Origin of the sequence: Dethiosulfovibrio faecalis, assembly GCF_021568795.1 — a bacterium.
GTDB lineage: Bacteria > Synergistota > Synergistia > Synergistales > Dethiosulfovibrionaceae > Dethiosulfovibrio > Dethiosulfovibrio faecalis.
On the sequence record NZ_JAKGUE010000005.1, the window covers coordinates 49,747 to 72,809 of the forward strand.

Sequence of the window (23,063 nt, forward strand, 5' to 3'; positions counted from 1 at the left end):
ATTCCCTATTGTACCGTAACCAGGCGAGACCTGTGCCACTTGAGCAGGTATTTCAGGCCTATCTGGTTATGGAGCCTGGGAACCAAAAGGATTACAATCCAAACAAAGCTAATCGAGGTTAAAAATCCGGAAAGGATGACGACTATGAAAAAGACTCTAGCTCTGACGATCGGGTTCATAGCCCTGGCTCTCTCTGTCTCCTCCGCAACCGCATCCCAGAAAACCCTGAGGGCCTATACTATATGGTCCGAACGATATGCAAAGGCGATCTTCGACGCATTCACTTCGGACACCGGGATAAAGGTCGAATGGATGAGGTTCTCCTCGGGGGAGCTTCAGGCCAGGCTGGAGGCAGAGAAAGCCAATCCCCAGGTGGACGTGGTTTTCGGCAACATGGCTGAGGCATTCGTGGACGGAATGGCTAAGGGCCTGTTCGATCCCTATCTCCCGGAAAAGGCGGAGAAGATTCCCCCGGAGTTCAGGGACGAAGAGGGTTACTGGACGGGAGTGGCGCTGGACCCCATATGTTTCATGACGAACCAAAAGTTTCTACAGGATAAGGGCATGGCCCCACCGAAATCCTGGGATGACCTCCTGGACGACCGCTACGGAAAGAGGCTGCAGATGGCCGACGCCAGGACCTCCGGAACGGCCATGTACAGGGTACTCAGCCTGGTTCAGGCCATGGGAGAGGACGAGGCCTACGCCTATCAGATGAAACTCAACGATAACGTACAAGTATACACTAAGAGCGGATCGGGAGGAGCCCTGCCGATCGCCCGAGGCCAGGCCGCCGGAGGCATATTCTTCCTGGTCGACGCTCTGGAGATGAAACAGAAGGGCTACCCCGTCGTGGTAAGCTATCCGGAAGAAGGGGTGGTGGCTGGGATAGAGGCCATGGCCCTCGTGAAGGAAGCGTCGCGCCCCGATCTGGCTAAACTCTTTCTCGACTGGGCCTCGGGAGAGAGAATGCAGCGCCTCTACGGGGAGAACGGCATCAACCTCGTTCCCACAAATCCCGACGTTCCTCCAGCGACACCGGAGCTGGATATCAAGTCGATAAAGATCCTGCCACTGGACGTCGAATGGGCGGGAGCAAACAGGGACAGACTGGTCGAGAGATGGGTAGAAGAGGTGCTTCGCTAGCTTTATGGGCGGCCTTGGGGATATTCGTGCTTTATCCCCTGGGCCGTCTCTTCGTCGTAGCGACCACCAATGGCGGAGGATTCTCGCCGACCCACCTGCTGAACGTGATGACCGACGGCTACAGCCTCGCCGCCATGAGGAACACAGCGGTACTGGCGACGGCTGTGGCCACGGCGGGAACGGCGATAGGCTTCGCCTTCGCGCTCTGCTCCTCGGGGATGCCGATTCCCCGTTGGCTCGGCAGGACCGTCGACAGCGTAGTCGTGCTGCCGCTGGTCTCCCCGCCCTTCATGACCGGGATATCCCTGTCGATACTGCTGGGACCGGGGGGAACCATACCGAATCTGATCGGCATGCCCGATCTGAACCTCTACGGGTTCTGGGGAACCTGGCTCGCAGAGATCATGACCTATTTTCCTCTCGCCTATCTGGCACTGTCGGCGGTCCTCAAGGGGATAGGCGGAGAACTGGAGGAATCGGCCATGACCCTGGGGGCCACCAGGCTTCAGGCTTTCCGAAAGGTGACCATTCCTATGGCGATCCCTGGCCTGGCCAACTCGTTCCTGCTGCTCTTCGGAGCCTCTTTGGCCGATTTCGCGTCGCCTATGGTGATGGGGGGACACGGTTTTCCCGTCCTGACCACCCAGGCCTATCTCAGGATAACGGGCATGTACGACCTCCAGGGAGGAGCGGCCCTCTCTCTTTTTCTGATAATACCCGCCATAGGGGTTTACCTGATCCAGAGAAGGTGGACCGAGAACCGGGAGTTCACCACCATGTCGGGGAAAGGCGGCAGGGACCGCCCTCGAAGACCGGTCGAGACGTGGGAAAAGTGGATCCTGGCCGTCGTGGCGTCCATATCGTCGTTCCTGCTGGTCGTATACGGCACCATACTGACGGCGTCTTTGGTCCGGGCGTGGGGACTGGACAACAGCTTTACGCTGGAACATTACGGCTACGCCCTGTCGTCGGGGCTGAGCTCCATAAAGGACACCGTCCTGCTGGCTGCCACCGCTACCGTGATCGGCACGGTCGTATCGGTGACGGCGGGCTATCTGGTAACTAAAAGGGAGACTCCCCTCAGACGGACCATGGAGGCTACCTCCCTTCTGAACTCCATATTGCCCGGCACAGCCGTCGGGATAGCCTACGTGATAGCCTTCAACTCCGGCCCGATCGTCTTGACCGGAACCATGACCATACTGGTGGCCCTGTGCGTTTTCCGCTACGGTGCCGCAGCGATGAGGCTCACGATAGCGTCGCTGAGCCAGATGGACCGTTCCCTGGAGGAGGCCGCCATGAACCTAGGAGCCTCGGGATTCACAGTGTTCAGGAAGATAACCGTCCCTCTTATAGCCCCGGCCATATCGGGAGGGATGAAATCACTGTTCGTGATATCGATGACGGCGATAAGCGCCATGATATTTCTGGTCTCGGTCAGATGGAACCTCCTCACGGTTAGGATACTGGAGTGCATCACCGAGCTTATGTTCGGCCAGGCGGCGGCCCTGTCGGTGGTGCTGGTCACCATCGTCTTCTCCGTTTCGAAGCTGATAGACCGGCTCTTTCGAGTCAGATGGAGAAATTGAGCTTATCCAACATCTCCTCTATCTCGTCGTCCGTCACGTTCAGGGCCGGCAGGAAACGTATAGCCCCTCCGGCTACGTTGAGCAGAACTCCTCGATCGAAGGCCACCTGGCGAACCGCACCGGCGTCTTCCGTGACGGCACCTATCATGAGCCCCAAACCTCTGACCGAATCGACCCAGGGAAGCCCTCTCAGCCCCTCGGACAGAAGCCGCCCCTTACGGGTCACCTCCGACAGAAATTCGTCGGTCATGGCCCGCAGGACGGGAAGCCCCGCCGCAAGGGATAAGGGGTTTGGCGCAAAGGTGGAGCCGTGTTCCCCCTGGGCGAAGGGAGAACATCCGAAGGCCATGAGGGCTCCCAGAGGCAGCCCACCTCCCAGCCCCTTCCCCAAGGTGACCAGATCGGGCTTAAGGCCGTAGTGCCGATAGCCGTAGCCCTTTCCGGTTCGTCCCAGTCCGGACTGGATCTCGTCGGCCACCAAGAGGAACCGACCTTCCTCGTGAAGGGAGCGTATGGTCTCGGCCAGATCCTCCGAGCAGGGAAGAATTCCGCTGTTGCCCTGCACCGTCTCCAGAAAGACCGCCGCCACCTCGTTGGCCTCGCAGAAGAGCCTCAGGCATTCGCCGCTTCGAGGTAAAAATATGCCGTCGGAAAGCAGCGGTTCGAAAGGCTTCCTTATGCCCGGGCCCCAGGTGATGGACAGGGAGCCGCAGGTCCTGCCATGGAAGTTCCCCTTAAAGGAGATTATCTTGCCCGGTCTGAGGGCCTTAACAGCCTTGATAGCCGCCTCGGTGGCCTCCGCCCCCGAGTTGGAAAATGCGACCTGTCCTTCTCTTCCGTCCAGAGCCAGAACGGCCTCGGCCATGGAAAGGGCGTCGGGGTCGAGAAAGTAGTTTCCCAGGTGAAGATGTCGGCCTGCCTTGGCCTCGATGGCCTTCAAGGTCGGTCCGTAGGAATGGCCCATGGCCATGACTCCTATGCCGGAGTAACAGTCCAGAAACTCTCCCCTGTCGGTGAAGATCCTGACCCCCTCGGCACGTTCCACCGTGATCGGGAGGGGACTGTAGAGAGGTGCCAGCATCAGAATTGTTCCTCCCTACGGTCGAACTCCGCCACCAGAGCTTTGGCGGCGTCGCCGGCCTGATCCCTCGGAACTAGCACCGATATCTTTATCTCCGACGTGGTGGTCCCCAGAACCGAGACCTCCGCTCCGTCCAGAGCGGAGAAGAAACGGGCCGCCACGCCGGAGCTGGTCTTCATTCCGACTCCCACGGCCGACACCTTGGCAACGGTGGAGTCGTCCGACAGGGACCAACCGTCGATACCCTCCAGACTCTCCCTCACGGAATCACGGACCTGACATATATGCCCCGACACCACGGAGAAGGTTATGGATGTCCTCCCTCCGGCGGAGACGGTGGATATCATGTCCACGTTGACCCCGTCGGCGGCGAGACATCCGAATAACCTCGTGAGAAGGTCGACCCCGTCGGGCAGACCCTCCAGAGTGACCTTCATCTGATCCATGTCGACGGCGATACCGGTTACCACAGGTTGTTCCAGCCACTCCGGAAGCGTATTCACTATTCTCGTCCCCTCCTCGTCGGAAAATGTGGAGCCGCAGTAAAGGTCCACCTCGTATTTCTTAGCTATCTCCACCCCTCTGGAATGAAGGACCCTGGCTCCCAACGCGGCCATCTCTAGCATCTCGTCGTAGACCACGTAGTCCAACTTCTTGGCCTCCGGCACGACTCTGGGGTCGCAGGCGTATATACCGGCCACGTCGCTGTATATCTCGCAGGGGACCCCCAGCTTGGCCGCCACGGCTATAGCCGAGGTGTCCGAGCCACCCCTGCCCAACGTGGTCACGTCGCCGTCGGGCGATATGCCCTGAAATCCGGTGATGACCACCACCTGAACGTCCTCGAGGCGATGCCTGAGCTTTGATAGGTCCAGATCAACTATGCGGGCGTCGCGAAACCGTCCGGTAGTCTCTATGCCGAGCTGAAAGGCGTTGAGAGACAGGGCGGAGACCTCCATGTCGTGCAGGGCCATCGCCAGCAGGGCGGCGGAGGTCTGTTCCCCCGTCGAGAGAAGCATGTCCATCTCCCTGGGGCTCGGCGACGAACTAACCTGCTCCGCCAGGGAGATCAGGTCATCGGTGGTATCTCCCATGGCGGAGACCACCACGGCCAGCCTATCCCCTCGGGCTACCCTGTCTACTATCTTTCGGGCGACCGCCTTTATGTGCCCAGCAGTGGCGACCGACGAACCTCCGTATTTCTGGACCACCAAGGCCATGGCTAAAGTTCCCTCAGATCCGCCACTATGCGGGTTTTATCGGCGGTCTGGGCATCCACGTCCTTTACCACCCTGGCTGGGATACCGGCCACCACTACTCCGGGAGGAACGTCCTTGGTGACTATGGCTCCGGCCGCCACCACAGAACGGGCTCCGACCCTCACTCCCTCGAATATGACGGCGTTGGCCCCCACCAGGACGTCGTCCTCCACCACCACAGGCAGGGCGCTAGGGGGCTCTATGACTCCGGCCAGCACCGCTCCGGCACCGATATGACAGTTCTTCCCCACCGTGGCCCGACCTCCAAGCACGGCGTTCATGTCTATCATGGTGCCCTCTCCTATCACCGCTCCGATGTTTATGACAGCCCCCATCATGACGACGGCCCCTCTGTCTATCTCCACCATATCGCGGATGATCGCACCGGGCTCTATTCTGGCCTCGTATCTGGTCAGGTCCGCCATCGGCACGGCCGAGTTTCTGGCCTCGACCTCGACCTCGAAATCGTCGATGCGGTCCGAGTTGGCCTCCAAAAAGGCCATAACCTCGGCTCTGTCTCCCTTGACGACGCCGAACTCGGATCCTCCGACGAAACGGAGATCGCCCCAGTTCAGCCCATCCAGTTTGCCGGAGAGAAAAACCCTGACCGGCGTTTTCTTGACCGACTCCTTTATTAGTCGGATCACCTCTTCAGTGCGCATCGAACGACCTCCTCGAAATCGTAAAGTCCCGGCTCGCTATCCAGGGCGAAACGAGCCGCCCTGTAGGCTCCCATGGCGAATACCTTTCTGGACAGTGCCCTGTGTCCGAAGGACAGAACCTCCCCCTCGTTGGCGAAGGATACGGAGTGATCCCCGGGAACTCCGCCGAGCCTGAGCGAGTGGGTGGGGCAATCCCTGCCGACAGCGTCTTTAAGTAGAATGGCGGTACCGGAAGGGGCGTCCACCTTGTGTACGTGGTGGGTCTCGCATATCTCGACATCCCAGTCATCGAGGGCGGCGGAATAATCCCTAAGGACCATCTTCAACAGTCCGATGCCCATGGAAAAGTTGTATCCCTGGACCACCGGTACGGTCCTAGCCAGGTCGGCCAGGGCCTCGAAATGCCTCTCCTTCAGCGCCGTTGTGCCGAGGACCAGGGCCGACCGATATTCCCTGCATATGCCCATGGTCCTCTCCAGAGCCTCGGGACGAGAGAAGTCGACCATCACCTCCGGCCGGTCGAGAACGGCCTCGTCCTCCAGGGACACTGTGGCCACACAGTCGTCCGGGCCGAATACCTCCAGCAGCTCTCGCCCCATCCGGCCGGATGCCCCGGTTATTCCGTACTTCATATCAGAGACCCAGTTCGTCCATCAGGCAGTCTAGGCCGTCTCTGGCTTTCTCCGACAGGGGTACCAGAGGCAGGCGTATCTCCTGAGAGCAATAGCCGAGACGGGCCACCGCGTACTTGACCGGTATGGGATTGGTCTCCACGAAAAGCCCCTTCATCATGGGGAAGAGTTTCATATGGGCCTTTCTGGCCGCAGGCAGATCCTCGTCCAGGACGGATCTGATCATGGTCGAGGTCTCTCGGGGAACCACGTTGGACAGAACGGAGATCACTCCGTCCCCTCCGCTGCAGACCAGGTGGAAGGCCTGGTCGTCGTTGCCAGAGTAGACCTTGAACTCCGGACGGACCTTCTTGACCCTCCGTATGAGGTCGTCCACCTGGGCCATGTCGCCGCTGGCCTCCTTGATTCCTGCGACGTTTTCCAGATCCGCCAGTCTCAGGACCGTATCGGGATGGATGTTGCATCCCGTGCGTCCCGGGACGTTGTATATCACCATCGGTATGGATATGGCCTTGGCCACCTCCCGAAAATGACGATAGAGCCCCTCCTGTGTGGGCTTGTTGTAATAGGGGGTTACGACCAAGACGCCGTCCGCTCCCAGCTCCTGGGCCCTCAAGCTGGACGACACCGCATGATCCGTCGAGTTGCTGCCGGTTCCCACTATCACAGGGACCCTGCCTGCCGCAGCAGCGACGGCACAGGAGATTATCTCCGTCCTCTCCTCCTCGGAGACCGAAGGAGCCTCCCCTGTCGTGCCGAGGACGATCAGGGCCTCCACACCGCCCTCTATCTGAAACTCTATGAAACGACGAAAGGATTCCTCGTCGAAACGCCCCTCGGCAAAGGGGGTTACCAAAGCCGTTCCGGTTCCTCTGAACATCTCTCCATTCCTCCTCTCGAATTTCGGGACCCTCCGGGATCCCAGTAAATGATATCCCTATTATACGAAAAAAGCTCGCCCCCGAAATAGGGACGAGCTTGAGCCCGCGGTACCACCCTGATTGGACGATCGGAAGTATCACCGGGGAGATCCCGCAAAGGTCTGTCCTAAAGACAAGGCCCGTCCCTCGTCGAGGGACGGGCCTAAAACCCGCGGTACCACCCTGGTTGAGCATCTTCCGACGCCCCGCTTACGGCCCTGTGACGGGAGCCTCCCGGAGAGCTTACTACGACGACCTCCGTAAAGATCGCCTTTCGGCCTCGGCTCGCCGGACCTTATCCCCCGAAACGACGTCTCAGGTCCCTTCCAGCCGATGGAGACCTCTCTCTGGCAAAACGTCTTACGTCGCAGGGGCTTCCGGTTCATCGCCTTTGACGGTATGCTTGTGTAACTCCGATATCCGGAGATTTCCGAGAATTATATACGCCTATATATGTGAAGTCAAGTGGAAAGGATGAGATAAATGGATACCATGGTTCAGGCCAGAGAGCTCAGCAGTTGGCTCATCGATCTTCGCCGGGAGATACACCGTAGACCGGGGCTGGATTTCGACCTGGAGGAGACGGCTCTGCTTGTAGAGAGAGAGCTCGACGAGATGGGAATACCGTTCAGAAGGCACGCCGGAACCGGGATAGCCGGAAGAATAGAGGGAAACTCCAAGGGGCCTACCGTTCTTCTCAGAGCGGACATGGACGGGCTGCCTGTAAAGGAACTGACCGGTCGACCTTACTCGTCGGAGATCCCGGGAGTCATGCACGCCTGCGGACACGACGGACACACCGCCTGCCTGCTAGGGGCGGCGAAACTGCTGAGCTCGGCTAAGGACTCCCTCGAGGGAGATATACTGCTGGTTTTTCAACCGGCGGAGGAGACCTCCGGGGGGGCCAAGCCCATGATCGACGACGGCCTGCTGGACCCGGGAAAGCCGCTGGCGGCGCTCGGGCTTCACGTAAACCCCAACCTGAAGGTCGGAACGGTGGGGATAAACCCGGGGAAGACCATGGCTGCATCGGATATGTTCGACCTGGTGATCAGAGGAGAGGGATGCCACGGAGCGGAACCCCACCGCGGACTGGACGCCGTGGCCATAGCCTGCCAGACCGTCACGGCGTTACAGCAGATAGTCAGCAGAAGGACCGACCCGGTGGAATCGGCTGTATTGACAGTGGGCTCCATCCACGGGGGCAACGGCAGGAACGTGGTTGCCTCAGAGGTCCGTCTGGAGGGAATCATAAGGACGGTGGACAGAGACCTCAGGGAAAAGCTGAGGGAGGAGACCGCCAAGATGGCAGTGGAGATCCCTAAAGCCATGGGAGGCGAGGCGGAAATAACCTTCGTGCAGGGATATCCTCCTCTGATAAACGACAGGAGGGTCTGTTCCGCCGTCTCCCTTTCGGCCCGATCCATACTGGGCGACGGTTCGGTGATACCGATGGACAATCCTTCCATGGGAGTCGACGATTTTGCATACTTCGCCGAACTCTGCCCCTCCTGCTATTTCATGCTGGGCGTAGGCAACGGAGGCAAGGGGATATCGGCACCGTTGCACAGCCCCTATTTCGACCTGGACGAATCGGCCCTCCCCATAGGAGCAGCTATACTCGCCAAATCCGCGGCAACCCTGTTGAAAGAGGGACTCACCGACCGAAAGCCTTGATAAACCGGCCCTTCCAGTCGGACAAGACCGACCATTCCGACGGATCCAGTCTTTTGTCCTCCTCCCTCAGGGCAGAGAAGAACTCCCGCTTCACCCTCCAGGCCAACCCCTGGAGGGTGGAACCTCCCAAAAGCACGTCCTCGACTCCGAAACTGAAGATATCCCCCAAAGCCCGTCCCTTTAAGGGGGCCATCAGGGCCAAGGCCCTCCCCCACGGGCTGCCGGAAGGAGTCGATCTGTCCTGGCTGAAGCCCGAACGGGTTACCATGCAGATTTCCCCCCTCTTGAGGAGGACGAAGCACCCTATCGGGAATGGGACCACCATCCTCTCCAGAAGGGAGAAGGCCTTGGAGTCCAAGGCATCTCCCACGGACTTTCTCATCGTTCGCAGGACCTCCCAGGGAAGATATCCCGGGCGATAGGGACGGTCGGTGGCTATGGCGTCGTACACGTCGGCCACGGAGGCGAGACGGATTATCTTGGGGATCCTGTCGCCGGACAGGATATTCTCCCTGTTTCTAGGGCCATATCCCTTGCCGTCCAACCTCTGATGATGGTGGATTATGATACCCCTCGCCATGGGCATCACGTTCGGCTGGTTCCTTACGAGCTCCAGTCCATGCCAGGGATGGAGCTTCATCTCCTCCCACTCTTCCTCGTTCAGCATGCCCGGTTTGTTGAGTATCTCCAGCGGGACCTTCAACTTTCCTATATCGTGTAGAACCGCTCCCAGTCCCATGTTTATACCGTCCTGGAAGGTCCCCAGAGGAAGCCAGCCGTCCTCTATGGCCTCCCTGTACAGGGCCAGGGACAACACAGCCACGGACCAACAGTGGTCGAAGGTCACCTTGTCCATGTCAGCCACTGCCCTAAGACTGCCCATGGTCAGGGGACCTCCTTTGGAGAGCTCGGCCATCACCGAAGAAAGCAGATCGGATAAAACCTCGACGTCCTTGACGGAAATGGACATCTTCTCCACCGCATTAGAGAAGATCGTCTCGACCTTACGCCTGCCCTCCCGCTCCAGCTCGTGAGACAGAAGCCCTGGAGGAGTCTCGGACGGCCCGTCGGAATCGTCCTTTACGTATATCTGCTCGATCTTCTGTCTGCGAATGGCGTTTATCAAAGCCCCCGAGAGAGGGACCCCCTGGGTCACCAAGGGGATTCCTCCTGCGCCGAAGATGGGGCGTCCCACCACCATACCGGGCTCCAGATCGTCTATGGACGCTATGTATATTGCCATCGTAAAAACCCCCAAATATAGCGGTATTATGCACCATCCTAGGAGACCGTGCCAGGCCGCTCTCCTTGTTTCCTCGCCTACGATTACAGTATCATATAGGAAAAGGAGGTTTCGCCATGAGAAGATCGTCTAAACCGTTTTTCGCCTGCCTGGCTGCGATAGTCGCTCTGGTAGCGTCGTTTAGATCCATCGAGGGATCGGATCTCGTGGAACCCCTGATCCTGTGGTCCGACGACAGGATAGTAGCGACCGGACAGGGCGTCGCTCCGGACTGGGTAGAGTCGCCCGGAAGGGCAAAGCTGCTGGCTCAAAGGGCCGCCATTTTAGACCTCAGGAGAAACCTTCTGGAGTTCGTAAACGGCATATCCATCCAATCCACGACCACAGTAAAGGACTTCATGGCCTACGACGAGGTAAGGACCTCCGTCGAGGGGAACATAAAGGGAGTCTCCATAGAGAGAGGTACCTGGGACGGACAGATCTACACCGTCGCAGGAGATCTGCCGATGAAAGACCTTCGAGGAGCGATTGCATCGAAAGTTCCCGACCTGAAAAGCAGGGAGGTCCCCACCTACGAGGGAAGCGGGTTCGACCGCCTGGTCCTGAACCTCGGGGATCGTCCCTTTAAACCATCCATGATACTCACCGTGATGTCAAGATCGGGGAAACAGGTATACGGATCTCCCTTCATGGACAAAGAGTCCTTCATCGATAAAGGCGCGTTCTCCCTTGAAAAGAGCGAGCTCTCTTCAAGGGGCATATCCTGGGGGATCTCACCGGCCTGGGCCGAGGAGGGCAAGCCTCTGGTCATATCCCACGATATATTTGTCACCCAGGACGGGACAGTGGTCATATCGGACGAGGCCGCCTCCATCATAGAGGCCAACGGTTTCGACTTCAGAATCCCCTGCGACGTAACGATAATATCGAAAGCCACCGCGGTCAGGGGGGACTCTGGGAAGCTAAGAGTCGCCAGACAGGTACTGCCCCGCCAGAGGGACAGATGAGAAATTCCAGATACCTCCGACGTAAGGGACTACTGCTCCTCATGGTAATGACCTTCGGGACGATAGTGGCGATGTCTCCCATAGATATGTTTATCCGTATGGATAGGTTTCTAATGGACCGTTATTTCGACGCTCTCACCCCTCCCGAGATGAGAGACAAGGTCATCCTGGTTCTGGCACAGGAACCTTCCTTCATGGAGCTCGGAGGATGGCCCTGGCCCAGGTCGGTACACGGAAGACTTCTAACCCAGCTGAACGAGGCCCGTACCGTAGTGCTGGACATGATATTCCCGGAAAAATCGGTGTCCTGGCAAGACCGCTTCCTGGCAGAAAAGGCCGCGGAACAGGGAAACTGCGTCGTAGCCTATCACCTGACGGAACAAAACGGAACGATAGAACCGGTGCTGCCATATCGAGATCTAGTCCTATCGGCGAAGTCTTTCGGAGTAGCCAACGTGGTCCCCGATATCGACGGGCTGTACCGGTTTCTCATACCCCTGTGGACCTTCGAGAAGGGAAGTCAACCGTCGCTTCCTCTGGCCGCCGCTCTCGCCCACGGAGGAGGGCCTCTGACCATCTCGAAAGAGACAGGACGACCGACTCTCATGCTCGGAGATCGGGCCTTCCCCATAAACGATGAAGGAGGCATATGGATAATCCACCGCCCCCTAGGGGATATACCTGTCTACGAGTACTCGGACGTCCTGGCCGGCAGGGTCCCCAAGGACACCTTCGAGGACGCCTTGGTCGTCGTAGGAGTAAACGCCGCAGGCCTGGGGATACAGGATACCGTATCCCTCTACAGCCAGGGTGCCATAAGACCGATCCCCGGAGCGTCGTTTGTAGCCCTCTCCATAGCGACGCTTCTGGACCCTGGCGGCATCCGGTCGGTACCTAGACACTACGAGACCTTGCTGAGCCTTTTCTCCATACTCTGCTCCGGAGCGATCGGGCTTCTGTCCCCTCCGATATTGAGTTGGGCCATCGTATCCATAATGGTTATCGGCACAACGATAATACCCTTTATCCTGCTCTCTCTGTGGGGCCTTTGGATCTCTCCCGGGACGGCCGTGGTCCTGGGGCTCTCGTCCTATCTGATATCCGTGGCATACAGACTGTTGGGGCTCTCTAGATCGGCCAGAATGGGAGCCCTTTACTCCAACCTTCTGGCCTCGATAACCTTCGGAGCCTGGAAGGACGGGGACATGGCGAAATCACCGGAGACGGTTCTGGATCGGGTTTGGCCGGAGATAAATAAGCTGACCTCCATAAAGTTGATTAAAAAACACGTGCCGCCCCAAGAGATCTCCGAAACCATGAAAAGAGGAGAGGTAATATCACAGGACGACGGGACTTCCCTGGTGAAGGTCCCGGGAGACTCGGAAAGATATCATATGTTCATAAAACCGCCCTCGGGATGGAACGGAGTGGTGGAACTCGGCTGGACCGGAGAGATATCCGAGGAGGATCTCGGAAGCGCCGTCGCGGTGGTCCTGACCGCCTGCTGGTTCTCCGTGGCTCTACAGAGAGAGCAGCAACGAGCTCAGGCCATACAGGGGGCCATAAAGGCCATCGTGGCGGCGGTCGACGCCAAGGATCAGGACACCAGAGGACATTCCGACAGGGTCGCCTCTCTATCGAGGGACCTGGCCATAGCAATGAACCTCTCGGACGAGTTCGTGAAAGAGCTGTATCTGGGAGCGACCCTGCACGACGTGGGCAAGATAGGCATACCGGACGCCATCCTCCAGAAACCGGACAAGCTTACCGAGGAGGAATACGGAAGGATAAAGGAACATCCCTCCATCGGAAGGGATATCATGGCGACAGTGCCTTTGAGCGAGGTGGCGAAAAAGGCGTTGCTGGAACACCATGAAAAGCTGGACGGGAGCGGATATCCTCTGGGATTGAAGGGGGAGGAGATAAGCCTGGCCGGAAGGATCGTGGCTGTTGCGGACGCTTTCGACGCCCTCTCCAGCAGAAGATGTTACAAGGAAGGCTGGGATCTTGAGGAGATATTGAAGCTCTTCGACCGAGACTCTGAAACCCTTTTCGACTCCGACGTGGTGGAGGCCCTTCATCGGATAGGTCCCTCCTGGTACGAGAAAAACCATAGCGACAGGTAAGACGTAAAACGCGAGCCCCTAGGGGCTCGCGTTTGTAGAGGAACTCTAGAGTATCTTTTCCATCTCGGAGAGGGCTTTTTTCAGTGAATCCACGTATCTATCGGCCAGATCTCCGTCGCTCTTCCAGGAGGCCACGTGGAAGATAAGCTCTTCCCGTCTGGAAAGATATCTGGAACTCAGCCCCCCGGGCTCCACCGGACCGTAGCCGGCCAGCCTCAACCCGTCGCCCTTGGTGGTGCTGGAGGATATGACGTTTCTGGTCAGCCTTCGCCAGGCTGGAGAACTGTAGAGCTCCGGCTCTTTCGGGATGTTCAGATCGTCGCCTCTCTCCCTCCATATCCTTCGCAGAAGCGATAGATGTCCCTCCGGCCCCTTGCCGTCCATGCACTGAGCTATCCTGTCCCTGTGGGCTTCCCCCGCTCTCTGAAGAAGGGACTTCAGCGTCTCGTCGTCGGACTTCCCTGACAGAAAGGCATCGACGAAAACCGCGGACTCGGCGGTCAGAGGCCTGGTCCCCTCGGTCCTGCCACCTTCGAAACGACGTAGCTGAACCGATTCGTAGACGCTCTGCCAATCGTCCCAGATCTCTTTCTGTGCCATCAGCATGGCGGTCTGGACGAATGCGTCCGGACTGACTCCGCCGCTCTTTATCCTCTCCCGTCCGAAGAGATCGAAGACGAAAGGACGCTGGACTATCGAGTTCCCCAGTTCCTCACAGTCCCTCCGGGCCTTCTCCAAAAGCTCGACCAGTCTGGGAGAACGGGAGAAAGTCAGCTCCGAAGGATCGGACATGTCGGACCGACCGGCCCCGGCCGCACCGCAGCTGGCCAGGATCTCCCGGACCAGCCTCCCGACATAGGTTCCGTCTCTTCCCGAATGTTCGAAGTTCAACCCACAGTGTCCGTCGGAGGTCACGACTATCTGGAAGGATTTCTCGAACCATCGGTTCCTCCCTCCGTCGAAGAGAAAATGCCTGGCTCCGTCATAAAGATCCGGGCCGCAGTCGCCGTCCAGACAGAGAGCGAACAGAGCCCCCTCCAGGGAGGCAAGGGTGCCGGCGTTCTCCTCGTCCATGCAGAGCTCCCTCCTGATCCTCGAGGCTCCATCCCTGTCGGGACAGGTCATCAGACCTATGGGAAGCTCGTCCTCTCCACCGTCTAGCCACAGGGATTTCAGAACCCCGACGAGATCGTCGAAATCCCTCATGCCGCCCTCCGGAGAGATAAGCTCGACCAGAAAAAGTCGTCCTCTCACCGATACGAGAGCGGATCGCCCGGCAAGGCTTTCCGGATCTCCGAGCATCACCTTGTCCTTGCCGGAGAAGGCCCCCCGGGAGGATCGAAACATCGTGTCGTAACGATCCATACAGAGAGGCTCCCCTCTGAACTCGTCCGGAGTAATATCCCCCCGGTCTATACGGGAACAGAAGGAGGCCGCAGCCAAGGAGAGACGGGCGGCTATACGGAGAGGATCGTCCTCGGTGACCTCGTCTCCGTCGAACAGGTAAAAGGGATTGACGTGTACCGGCAGAGGCTCCCTCTGCTCTAGGTACCATCCCCTCCAATAGGGCAGAAGCTCCAGTATTTCGTCGTCGCCCTTTCTAAGACGATCCAGCTCCCGCTGCAAAAGGGAGGCCGGCCCGGCGCAGAAATCCATGACCGCCCTTCTCGAAAGATCCAACTCCTCAGGCGAAAGCAGCGGCTCCGCCCAGGAAACCAGTTTCTCCGCACCGTCGTAAGGATCGTCGAAAGGCAGGCGTCGAGACAAACCTTCCATAGCCGAACCGGACAAAACGACCACCTCCCCTTAATTAAAGGCCTAAGGCCTTGGAGACCTTCGCCCTCACTTCTTCGTCGACCCAGGGCGACCATACCTCGGTATGCTCCCTCAGGAACCACTCCGCCGCCTGGGCGCTGCTCATCCCCTCGGTATCCATGACAGCGAGAGCTTCGCTGGTCAGCTCTAAGGAGGTCTCGTACCTCTCTACGAAATTCCTAATCTCCGGCTCGGATTCCAGAAATGCACGGTTTCCGGTTTTGAGGACTCTACAGGCGGGGAAGGCGCACATACCTGTTTCCTTCCATACCTTCGGATCGTAGGGCGGCTCCTCCAGCTTGGTCATGTCGTATTTTCCGAGCAGAGGGGTAGGCTCCCAATAATAGGCCAGAACCGGCCGTCCCTTCTCGAAGGCACTGGCTATACCGACGGCCAAAGCCGCACCGGAACCGGCGTAAAAGTTAACGTATGTATCGTCGAGTCCGTACGCTTTCAGCCTATCGACGTTCTTGATGCTGATCGGCCAACCGGTAGGACCGTTCAGGAAACGGCCTTTATCATCGTTCTCCGGATCCTGAAAGATCTTCCAGTACTTGGGAAGATCCGTAACCGATCTGAGATCCGGAGCGAGAGGCTCTATCCCCCTCTCGGGGTCTCCCTCTATGATGAACGTGGGGACATACCAGCCCTGAGGAGCGTTGGGGTAGTTTTTCCCCATCTCCAGGACCTTCCCCTTCTTCGTTATCTTATCCCAGATGGCTATGGAGTTATCCACCCACGTCTCCATGGCAAGCTGAAGATCGCCTCTCTCCAGTCCCAGAAAACCGGGCATCTCCTCGGTAAGCGAATAAGCTACCTCGCGGTCGAATCCATGCTCCAGTATGTAACCGGCCACCCTGTTGTGGAACTGGGCGCTTTCCCAGCTGAAATCGGCAAAGACTATCTTAGACCCGGCCGAGGCCGCCATGGAGGACAGAATAACCCCCAACGTCAAAATCACACTGAAAAACTTCGCACTCTTTCTCATACATCGACTCCTCTCGAAAAAGTCTCCCCGATCTCGGGGAGAACGCCTGACCCATGCAAGGGCTTTGCCACTGTAAATTTACATAATAACATAAATTTATATCTCGGACCGACAATTGACGGAATCTTCCCCCTCTCATACCTTACTTCAGAACGATCACCAGGATAGAGACCTCTCGACGACAGATCTATTATACAAAAAATCAAAAAACGGCTACCTCGTTATAGAGAGAGCTTGACATCGGTCGAGACGCTGGAATAATATGGGATACCAATCGTAACTGAACCTGCGGATGAACGGGAACCCGGTGAGAGTCCGGGACGGCCCCGCCACTGTAACCGTGACGAAACCCCGCCATATCACTGAAGACAGCTTCGGGAAGAGGGGGAAGTAGGATGATCGGAAGTCAGGAGACCGGTCTGCAGGAGCAACCAGCGTCTGCGCGGGCGGACGATGTTGTTCTCACGAGGGCGAGATCCCCCGTGGAATATTTGTATATGCTCTAGCCGCCCGCAGGGGCGGCTTTTTTTATCCGCAGGCACTCGGTTAGCGATAGACGTACACTATCCCACGATAAGGAAGGTATGATCGCCCATGGATATGGAAGAACGGGAAAACCCTAAGCCGTTTCCCGCCGTGACTTTCGACGAATTCTCCCCGACCAGCTACGACGAGTGGAGAAAGGAAGCGGAGACAGCTCTGAAGGGAGCCCCATTCGAGAGACGTCTGCTTACCAGGACATACGAAGACATTACTCTGGAACCTATCTACCGAATGGAGGATATCGAGAACCTGACACATCCTCTCACCCTGCCGGGGACCCCCGATTACCTCAGGGGGACGGACCGCAGAGGCTACATGGACCGTCCCTGGTCCATTGCCCAAGCTATCGACGAATACCTGCCGGAGGAGGCCAACAAGGCTGTTAAGAAAGAGCTCTCAGGAGGATCGAACTCCATCCATCTGGTACTCAACCAATCGACCAGGGACTGCGTGGAGAGTTCCGATCGATACGATACCAGAGGACTGTCCCTGGCAACGCTGAAGGACGTCGACGACCTGTTGACCGACCTTGATCTGACGACCTATCCGATTCACCTTTTCGCAGGAGCCTCCAGCGCTCCCATGTTGGGACTGATGTCGGCCAGGGCGGTGGCACAGGGCAAGAGGGACTCTTTGAGATCTCGACGGGGGTGCATAGGAGCGGATCCGATAGGAACCCTTGCGGGATCCGGACATCTGTCCTGTCCCATGGACGAACTGATGGACGAGATGGCCCTGTCCATACAGTGGGGCAGAGAATCCGCCCCAGAGCTCAAAACGGTCCTGATAAGGGGGGACGTGTACCACGACGGTGGAGCCAACTGCGTCCAGGAACTGGCCTGTTCTATGGCGACCGGCATAGCCTACATAAGGGCTATGACCATAAGGGGTATCGACGTAGACGATATCGCCTCACAAATACGCTTCAGCTTCCCCGTCGGAGCCAACTTCTTCATGGAGATCGCCAAGCTCAGGGCGGCTAGAATGTTCTGGTCCAGGATAGTCCGCTCCTTCGGCGGTAAGGACGAATCGGCCAAGATCGACCTGTTCGCCTCCACATCCCGATTCACCCAAACCGTCTACGACCCCTACGTCAACGTCCTCAGAGGGACGACTCAGGCCTTCTCAGCCGTGATCGGAGGAGCCGATTCCCTATGGGTACGTCGCTTCGACGATCCGATCAGGACGGGGACGGAACAGTCCAGAAGGATATCGAGAAACATACAGGTTCTCCTTCAGAACGAGTTCAACCTCAGACAACCGATAGACCCGGTCGGCGGATCTTGGTACGTCGAAAAACTAACGGACCAGGTCTATCGCAAAAGCTGGGAGTACATGCAGGAAATAGAGAGCTCCGGAGGAATCCTGGAGGCGCTTAAAACCGGCAAGATTCAGGACGACGTAGCCGGAGTTCTTAAATCCCGACAGGAAAAGCTGAACCGCAGGTCCGATAGAGCCGTAGGCACCAACGCCTACGCCAACGTCACAGAGAGACCTCTGGACGAATCACCCCGATCCGATCGAGACGAGAAATCCGTCAGGAAGAAAGCTATCTCCGAATACCGGGAACTGACCGACGAACTACATCGAGAGAAAACCCTGAAATCCATTCTGGACAGCATCGGAGGAGAACCTGGAGCATTCATGAAGGCCCTGATCGAGACATTCATGGCGGGAGCCACTCTGTCGGAGGTACGACATATCCTGGACGACGGATTTCAAGGTGATATAAGGGTTCGCCCCATAGCCCCTCACAGATGGACGGAGAGGTTCGAGGAACTTCGCCGTCGCACCGAGGACTTCGCCGTCAGGGAAGGCGGTTTCAAGATATTTCTGGCCGGAATGGGGCCGCTCAAACGGCACAAGGCCCGGTCGGACTTCAGCGCGTCCTTCATGGAGGTGGCCAACTTCGAGGTTATAAGAAACGACGGATTCGACACCATCCAGGAGGCGGTCAGCGCCGCCTCCGAATCGGGTGCCGCGGTAACGGTGATATGCTCCAGCGACGAAAGCTATCCCGACCTGGTGCCCCCTCTGGCCAAGGCTCTCAAGGAAAACATGCCGGAGATGAAGGTACTCCTGGCGGGAGCCCCCGCTCCGGAGTTCAAGGAAATCTACGAGAAATCCGGCGTGGACGACTTCATCCACGTCAGGGCCAACTGCTTCGAGATACTCGAATCGCTGCAGAGAACCGGAGGAATGTTCCAATGACAAGAGCAAAACCGGACTTCACAGAGATACCCCCCGTTCCATCCACCGACGAAGGGATGCCCCTTCCTAGGTGGGGGGAAAATCAGGACGACCTCGCAAAGACCATGGAGCAGATAGACCTCAAATCCCTTTACAGAAAAGAGGATATCGCGGGATTGAGGCACCTGGACTTCATGGCCGGGGTTCCGCCGTTTCTAAGAGGGCCCTACTCCACCATGTACGTCACCAGGCCGTGGACGGTCCGGCAGTACGCCGGATTCTCCACCGCCGAGGAGAGCAACGCCTTCTACAGGAGAAACCTAGCGGCTGGTCAGAAGGGCCTGTCCATCGCCTTCGATCTTGCCACCCACAGGGGCTACGATTCGGACCATCCCAGGGTCATGGGGGACGTCGGCAAGGCCGGGGTGGCGGTGGACTCCATATTGGACATGGAGATCCTATTTTCCGGGATCCCTCTGGACCGTATGTCGGTATCCATGACCATGAACGGAGCTGTCCTCCCGGTCATGGCCTTCTACATCCTTGCGGCGGAGGAACAGGGGGTAGACCGCTCCCTCCTGAGCGGAACCATCCAGAACGACATACTCAAGGAATTCATGGTCCGAAACACCTACATATATCCCCCTGACGCGTCTATGAGGATCATCGGGGACATATTCTCCTACACATCCAGGCATATGCCCAAATTCAACAGCATAAGCATATCGGGCTATCACATGCAGGAGGCGGGCGCCACAGCCGACATAGAGCTGGGCTACACCCTGGCCGACGGTCTGGAGTACATCCGCACCGGTATAGAGGCGGGGCTCGACGTGGACAACTTCGCCCCGAGGCTCTCGTTCTTCTGGGCCATTGGGAAGAACTACTTCATGGAGGTCGCCAAGATGAGGGCCGCCAGGATGCTCTGGGCAAAGATAGTAAAACAGTTCGATCCCAAGAAGGCCAAGTCCATGGCTCTCAGGACCCATTCCCAGACCTCGGGATGGAGTCTGACCGCTCAGGACCCCTTCAACAACATAGCCAGAACCTGCGTGGAGGCCATGGCTGCGGCTCTGGGGCACACCCAGTCGCTCCACACCAACGCCCTGGACGAGGCCATAGCTCTGCCGACCGACTTCTCCGCCCGAATAGCCAGAAACACCCAGCTCTACATCCAGGACGAGACCAGCGTATGTAAGGTCATAGATCCCTGGGGAGGCTCCTATTATGTGGAGACCCTTACCGACGAGCTTATCCGTCGAGCCTGGGAACATATCCAGGAGGTGGAGGAGCTAGGGGGCATGTCCAAGGCCATAGACACCGGTCTTCCAAAGATGAGGATCGAGGAGGCGGCGGCCAGACGGCAGGCCCACATAGACTCGGGCAAAGAGAAAATTCTGGGAGTGAACTTTCACAAATTGGAAAAGGAGGACCCCATAGACATCCTCGAGGTGGACAACTCGGCGGTCCGACAGGCCCAGATAAGGCGGCTGGAGAAGCTTCGCTCCGAGAGGGACACCGACCGAGTAATAAAGGCGTTGGACGCCCTTACCTACTCCATGGAGACCGGCGAGGGGAACCTGCTTGACCTGGCGGTCGACGCCGCCAGGGCGAGGGCCAGTCTGGGAGAGATATCCGACGCCGTGGAGAAGGTCTGCGGAAGACATAAGGCGGTCATACGGTCCATCTCGGGAATCTACAGCAGCGAGTTCGCCGACGAGGATATCATAGAGGAAGTTCGCGGAATGACCGCCGACTTCGAGATACGGGAGGGGCGAAGGCCCAGGATAATGGTGGCCAAGATGGGCCAGGACGGCCACGACCGGGGAGCCAAGGTGGTGGCCACCGCCTACGCCGACATGGGGTTCGACGTGGACGTCGGAGCCCTCTTCCAGACCCCGGCGGAGACCGCTCAGGAGGCTGTGGACAACGACGTCCACATAGTCGGCATGAGCTCCCTGGCCGCAGGGCACAAGACCCTTCTGCCCCAGCTCATAGAGGAGCTTGCCAAGAGGGGCAGAGACGACATAATGGTCATAGCCGGAGGGGTCATCCCGGCCCAGGACTACGAATACCTGAGAGAGCACGGAGCCGCCGCGATATACGGTCCCGGAACGGTCATACCGGCGGCGGCCAAGGAGATGCTGGAAATCCTCAACCGTCGACTTTCCGACCAGGATCTGCCCTAGATGACCTACGAGACCTACAGGCCCGACTGGGTCCCCCAAGAGGGGGGATCCCAGTTCTCCTGTCGGGTTATGACCGGGGTCGACGGGGTCAAGGACGGAGCCGCCCCCACCGGGACGGGGAAGACTCCATCCAGAAAAAAACTGACCTTGGACGACTACGAGAGGGGCATCCTCGCGGGAGACAGGATGATTCTCTCCAGAGGGATAACCCTCATAGAGAGCAACGCCCCCAGACACTTCGACCCTGCCCAGGAGCTCGTCCAGAGGATATTACCGAATACCGGAAACGCCGTAAGAGTAGGGATAACAGGGGTTCCCGGAGTCGGAAAAAGCACCTTCATAGAGACCCTCGGCTGCTCTCTCTGCGAGAGAGGACACAAGGTTGCGGTGCTTGCCGTGGACCCCAGCAGCTCCGTCTCGGGCGGAAGCATTCTGGGAGACAAGACCAGGATGGAAAAGCTCACCAGGGAACCCGGAGCCTTCATAAGGCCCTCTCCCTCCAGCGGAACCCTGGGAGGAGTCACCAGAAAGAGCAGGGAGACCCTGCTGCTATGCGAGGCCGCCGGATACGACGTCATACTGGTGGAAACGGTAGGGGTCGGCCAGAGCGAGACCACCGTAAGATCCATGGTTGACTTCTTCATGGTACTGGTGTTGACCGGTGCGGGAGACGACCTTCAGGGAATAAAGAAGGGGATCATAGAGCTGGCCGACGCCATAGTGGTCAACAAAGCCGACGGAGACAACCGAAGAAAGGCCCTGGTCACAAGGGCGGACTACGAGCAGATACTTCACTATCTCCGTCCCGCAACGGAGGGCTGGACTACCGGAGCCTACGCCTGCTCCGCCCTCACCGGCGACGGTATAGACGACCTGTGGAAGCTCGTTACCGAGTTCGAGAAAACCATGAAAGAGTCGGGGTTCTTCCGAGAGAGGAGAGCCAGACAGGCCCTCCAATGGATGGACACCATGGTGGAGGAGTACATTCACCACAAAATCTCTCAGGATCCCTCCATAGCAAAGAAACGGGATTCAATCCGAGAGATGGTGGTCCGTGGAGATTCGCCGCCCACGGTTGCAGCGAAGGCCATTATAGATGCCCTGGAGACGACTATTTTTCGACGATAACGGGAGGGACCTCTGGAAACAGGATATAAGCACACCGCGCATAAACGATCTTGATTACCTCTATCGACACTTGACCTGACGGATCTTCGCTGTTAACATTCCTCTAAAAGATAGTCTTATCTCTCTTTGTTAGGAGGACACCATGAAAATCAAAACCTTAAGGTCGTCAAGTTACATACTCACCATTTCGATACTGTGCACCATCGCCTTCGTAGGAATTTCCCAGGCCTCCGGGAAATACCCTCCAGCTACAGAAGCTCTTCCTCCCATGAAGGTATTGGGGACGGACGGACAGGTCGAGGAAATAGGGCTCACGGATGTATATGATCACTACGGAGGACACACATGTCCTGGATTGACCATGTCCTTCATGGCCTTGAGTTACGGGACCAGCATGCTCTTTACCGATGGAGAACCGGTAAACTTCGAGGATCTTGTCATTTTTGCACGAGCCCCTGGAGGCCCCATAGATCTCCTGGATTTCTTCGTGAAAGGCAGGGACAATACTAAAAGGACTTGGCCTCCTTCGGGGATGATTTCAGGGATGAAGAGTTTTACGTTCGATTTTATGAGGAAATCGACCCTTCAGGGAGTACACGTCGAGTTGCAAGATGGACTCTGGCCTTCCGACTGGTTTGAGCTAAAGAAGAAGAAAAAGACCGGGACCATCACGAAACAGGAAGAACAAAAACAGAACGACAACAGGGCTTACGTTCTAAACCAGTTTCCCCTCAAGTCATTCCAAGAGCTTTTTGGGACTCCTCGTCCCTACACTTTCGTAGGCTGGGGAACCTTAGAGAGCGGAGAAATGGATAAATTGATAAGAGCACAACGCCACAGGTCGAGAAAATAAGGTATAAAAAAAGAC

At 57.7% G+C, this 23,063-nt stretch carries 17 protein-coding genes and 1 riboswitch; of the genes, 9 read left to right on the plus strand and 8 right to left on the minus strand.

All coding sequences use genetic code 11. The features are described from left to right. Positions 1 to 144: 144 nt before the first annotated feature. Positions 145 to 1,146 carry an ABC transporter substrate-binding protein gene (locus tag L2W58_RS05690; protein WP_236102303.1) on the plus strand — a complete coding sequence of 334 codons (1,002 nt, stop codon included), beginning with the start codon at positions 145 to 147 and terminating at the stop codon, positions 1,144 to 1,146. After that, positions 1,122 to 2,735, plus strand: a complete 1,614-nt coding sequence (locus L2W58_RS05695; RefSeq protein ID WP_236102305.1) for an ABC transporter permease — start codon at positions 1,122 to 1,124, stop codon at positions 2,733 to 2,735. The genes L2W58_RS05690 and L2W58_RS05695 overlap by 25 nt, the downstream gene beginning before the upstream one ends. Here L2W58_RS05695 and L2W58_RS05700 read toward each other — a convergent pair. Genes L2W58_RS05700 through dapA form a run of 5 tightly spaced genes read right to left on the minus strand, consistent with a single transcriptional unit; the run spans position 2,719 to position 7,249 of the window. Beyond that, positions 2,719 to 3,816 (minus strand): aspartate aminotransferase family protein, encoded by a 1,098-nt coding sequence (locus L2W58_RS05700; RefSeq protein WP_236102307.1) that lies wholly within the window; start codon positions 3,814 to 3,816, stop codon positions 2,719 to 2,721. The two genes, L2W58_RS05695 and L2W58_RS05700, sit on opposite strands and share 17 nt — an antisense overlap. Next, on the minus strand, positions 3,816 to 5,036 hold the full coding sequence (locus L2W58_RS05705) for an aspartate kinase (protein WP_236102309.1): 1,221 nt from the start codon (positions 5,034 to 5,036) through the stop codon (positions 3,816 to 3,818). The genes L2W58_RS05700 and L2W58_RS05705 overlap by 1 nt, the downstream gene beginning before the upstream one ends. Before the next feature lie 2 nt (positions 5,037 to 5,038). After that, complete coding sequence (gene dapD / locus L2W58_RS05710; RefSeq protein WP_236102311.1) at positions 5,039 to 5,737, minus strand: 2,3,4,5-tetrahydropyridine-2,6-dicarboxylate N-acetyltransferase; 699 nt, start codon at positions 5,735 to 5,737, stop codon at positions 5,039 to 5,041. Continuing rightward, the gene (locus L2W58_RS05715; RefSeq protein WP_236102313.1) at positions 5,719 to 6,369 is read right to left on the minus strand and encodes a 4-hydroxy-tetrahydrodipicolinate reductase; all 651 of its coding nucleotides are present in this window, start codon (positions 6,367 to 6,369) and stop codon (positions 5,719 to 5,721) included. Before L2W58_RS05715 ends, dapD begins: the two co-directional genes overlap by 19 nt. A gap of 1 nt (position 6,370) precedes the next feature. Continuing rightward, positions 6,371 to 7,249: a 4-hydroxy-tetrahydrodipicolinate synthase gene (gene dapA, locus L2W58_RS05720; RefSeq protein ID WP_236102315.1), complete on the minus strand. Its 879-nt coding sequence runs from the start codon at positions 7,247 to 7,249 to the stop codon at positions 6,371 to 6,373. A gap of 523 nt (positions 7,250 to 7,772) precedes the next feature. Between dapA and L2W58_RS05725 the strand changes: the two genes are divergently transcribed. After that, entirely contained in the window at positions 7,773 to 8,966 is a 1,194-nt protein-coding gene (locus tag L2W58_RS05725; protein WP_236102317.1) for a M20 metallopeptidase family protein, read from the plus strand. Here L2W58_RS05725 and L2W58_RS05730 read toward each other — a convergent pair. Then, positions 8,947 to 10,209, minus strand: a complete 1,263-nt coding sequence (locus L2W58_RS05730) for an HD-GYP domain-containing protein (protein ID WP_236102319.1) — start codon at positions 10,207 to 10,209, stop codon at positions 8,947 to 8,949. The two genes, L2W58_RS05725 and L2W58_RS05730, sit on opposite strands and share 20 nt — an antisense overlap. A 116-nt stretch (positions 10,210 to 10,325) precedes the next feature. Here L2W58_RS05730 and L2W58_RS05735 point away from each other — a divergent pair, with 116 nt between their 5' ends. Both L2W58_RS05735 and L2W58_RS05740 read left to right on the plus strand, forming a co-directional pair. After that, positions 10,326 to 11,216 (plus strand): hypothetical protein, encoded by an 891-nt coding sequence (locus tag L2W58_RS05735; protein ID WP_236102321.1) that lies wholly within the window; start codon positions 10,326 to 10,328, stop codon positions 11,214 to 11,216. After that, the gene (locus tag L2W58_RS05740; protein WP_236102322.1) at positions 11,213 to 13,342 is read left to right on the plus strand and encodes a CHASE2 domain-containing protein; all 2,130 of its coding nucleotides are present in this window, start codon (positions 11,213 to 11,215) and stop codon (positions 13,340 to 13,342) included. The genes L2W58_RS05735 and L2W58_RS05740 overlap by 4 nt, the downstream gene beginning before the upstream one ends. A 45-nt stretch (positions 13,343 to 13,387) precedes the next feature. On the opposite strand, the gene L2W58_RS05745 is transcribed toward L2W58_RS05740, so the two are convergent. Then, positions 13,388 to 15,133 carry a choline/carnitine O-acyltransferase gene (locus tag L2W58_RS05745; RefSeq protein ID WP_236102324.1) on the minus strand — a complete coding sequence of 582 codons (1,746 nt, stop codon included), beginning with the start codon at positions 15,131 to 15,133 and terminating at the stop codon, positions 13,388 to 13,390. A 19-nt stretch (positions 15,134 to 15,152) separates the two neighbouring features. Then, a complete protein-coding gene (locus L2W58_RS05750) occupies positions 15,153 to 16,145 on the minus strand; it encodes an ABC transporter substrate-binding protein (RefSeq protein ID WP_236102326.1) in 993 nt (330 codons plus the stop codon). Between the two features lie 273 nt (positions 16,146 to 16,418). Continuing rightward, a riboswitch (cobalamin riboswitch) is annotated at positions 16,419 to 16,582 on the plus strand. A 199-nt stretch (positions 16,583 to 16,781) separates the two neighbouring features. Here L2W58_RS05750 and L2W58_RS05755 point away from each other — a divergent pair. From L2W58_RS05755 to L2W58_RS05770, 4 genes are all read left to right on the plus strand, one after another. Next, positions 16,782 to 18,899, plus strand: a complete 2,118-nt coding sequence (locus tag L2W58_RS05755; protein ID WP_236102328.1) for a methylmalonyl-CoA mutase family protein — start codon at positions 16,782 to 16,784, stop codon at positions 18,897 to 18,899. Continuing rightward, positions 18,896 to 21,067, plus strand: coding sequence for a methylmalonyl-CoA mutase (scpA, locus tag L2W58_RS05760; RefSeq protein ID WP_236102330.1), 2,172 nt, complete (start codon positions 18,896 to 18,898; stop codon positions 21,065 to 21,067). Before L2W58_RS05755 ends, scpA begins: the two co-directional genes overlap by 4 nt. Further along, the gene (meaB, locus tag L2W58_RS05765; RefSeq protein ID WP_236102332.1) at positions 21,068 to 22,195 is read left to right on the plus strand and encodes a methylmalonyl Co-A mutase-associated GTPase MeaB; all 1,128 of its coding nucleotides are present in this window, start codon (positions 21,068 to 21,070) and stop codon (positions 22,193 to 22,195) included. Between the two features lie 361 nt (positions 22,196 to 22,556). Next, on the plus strand, positions 22,557 to 23,048 hold the full coding sequence (locus L2W58_RS05770) for a hypothetical protein (protein ID WP_236102334.1): 492 nt from the start codon (positions 22,557 to 22,559) through the stop codon (positions 23,046 to 23,048). The last annotated feature ends 15 nt before the right edge of the window (positions 23,049 to 23,063 follow it).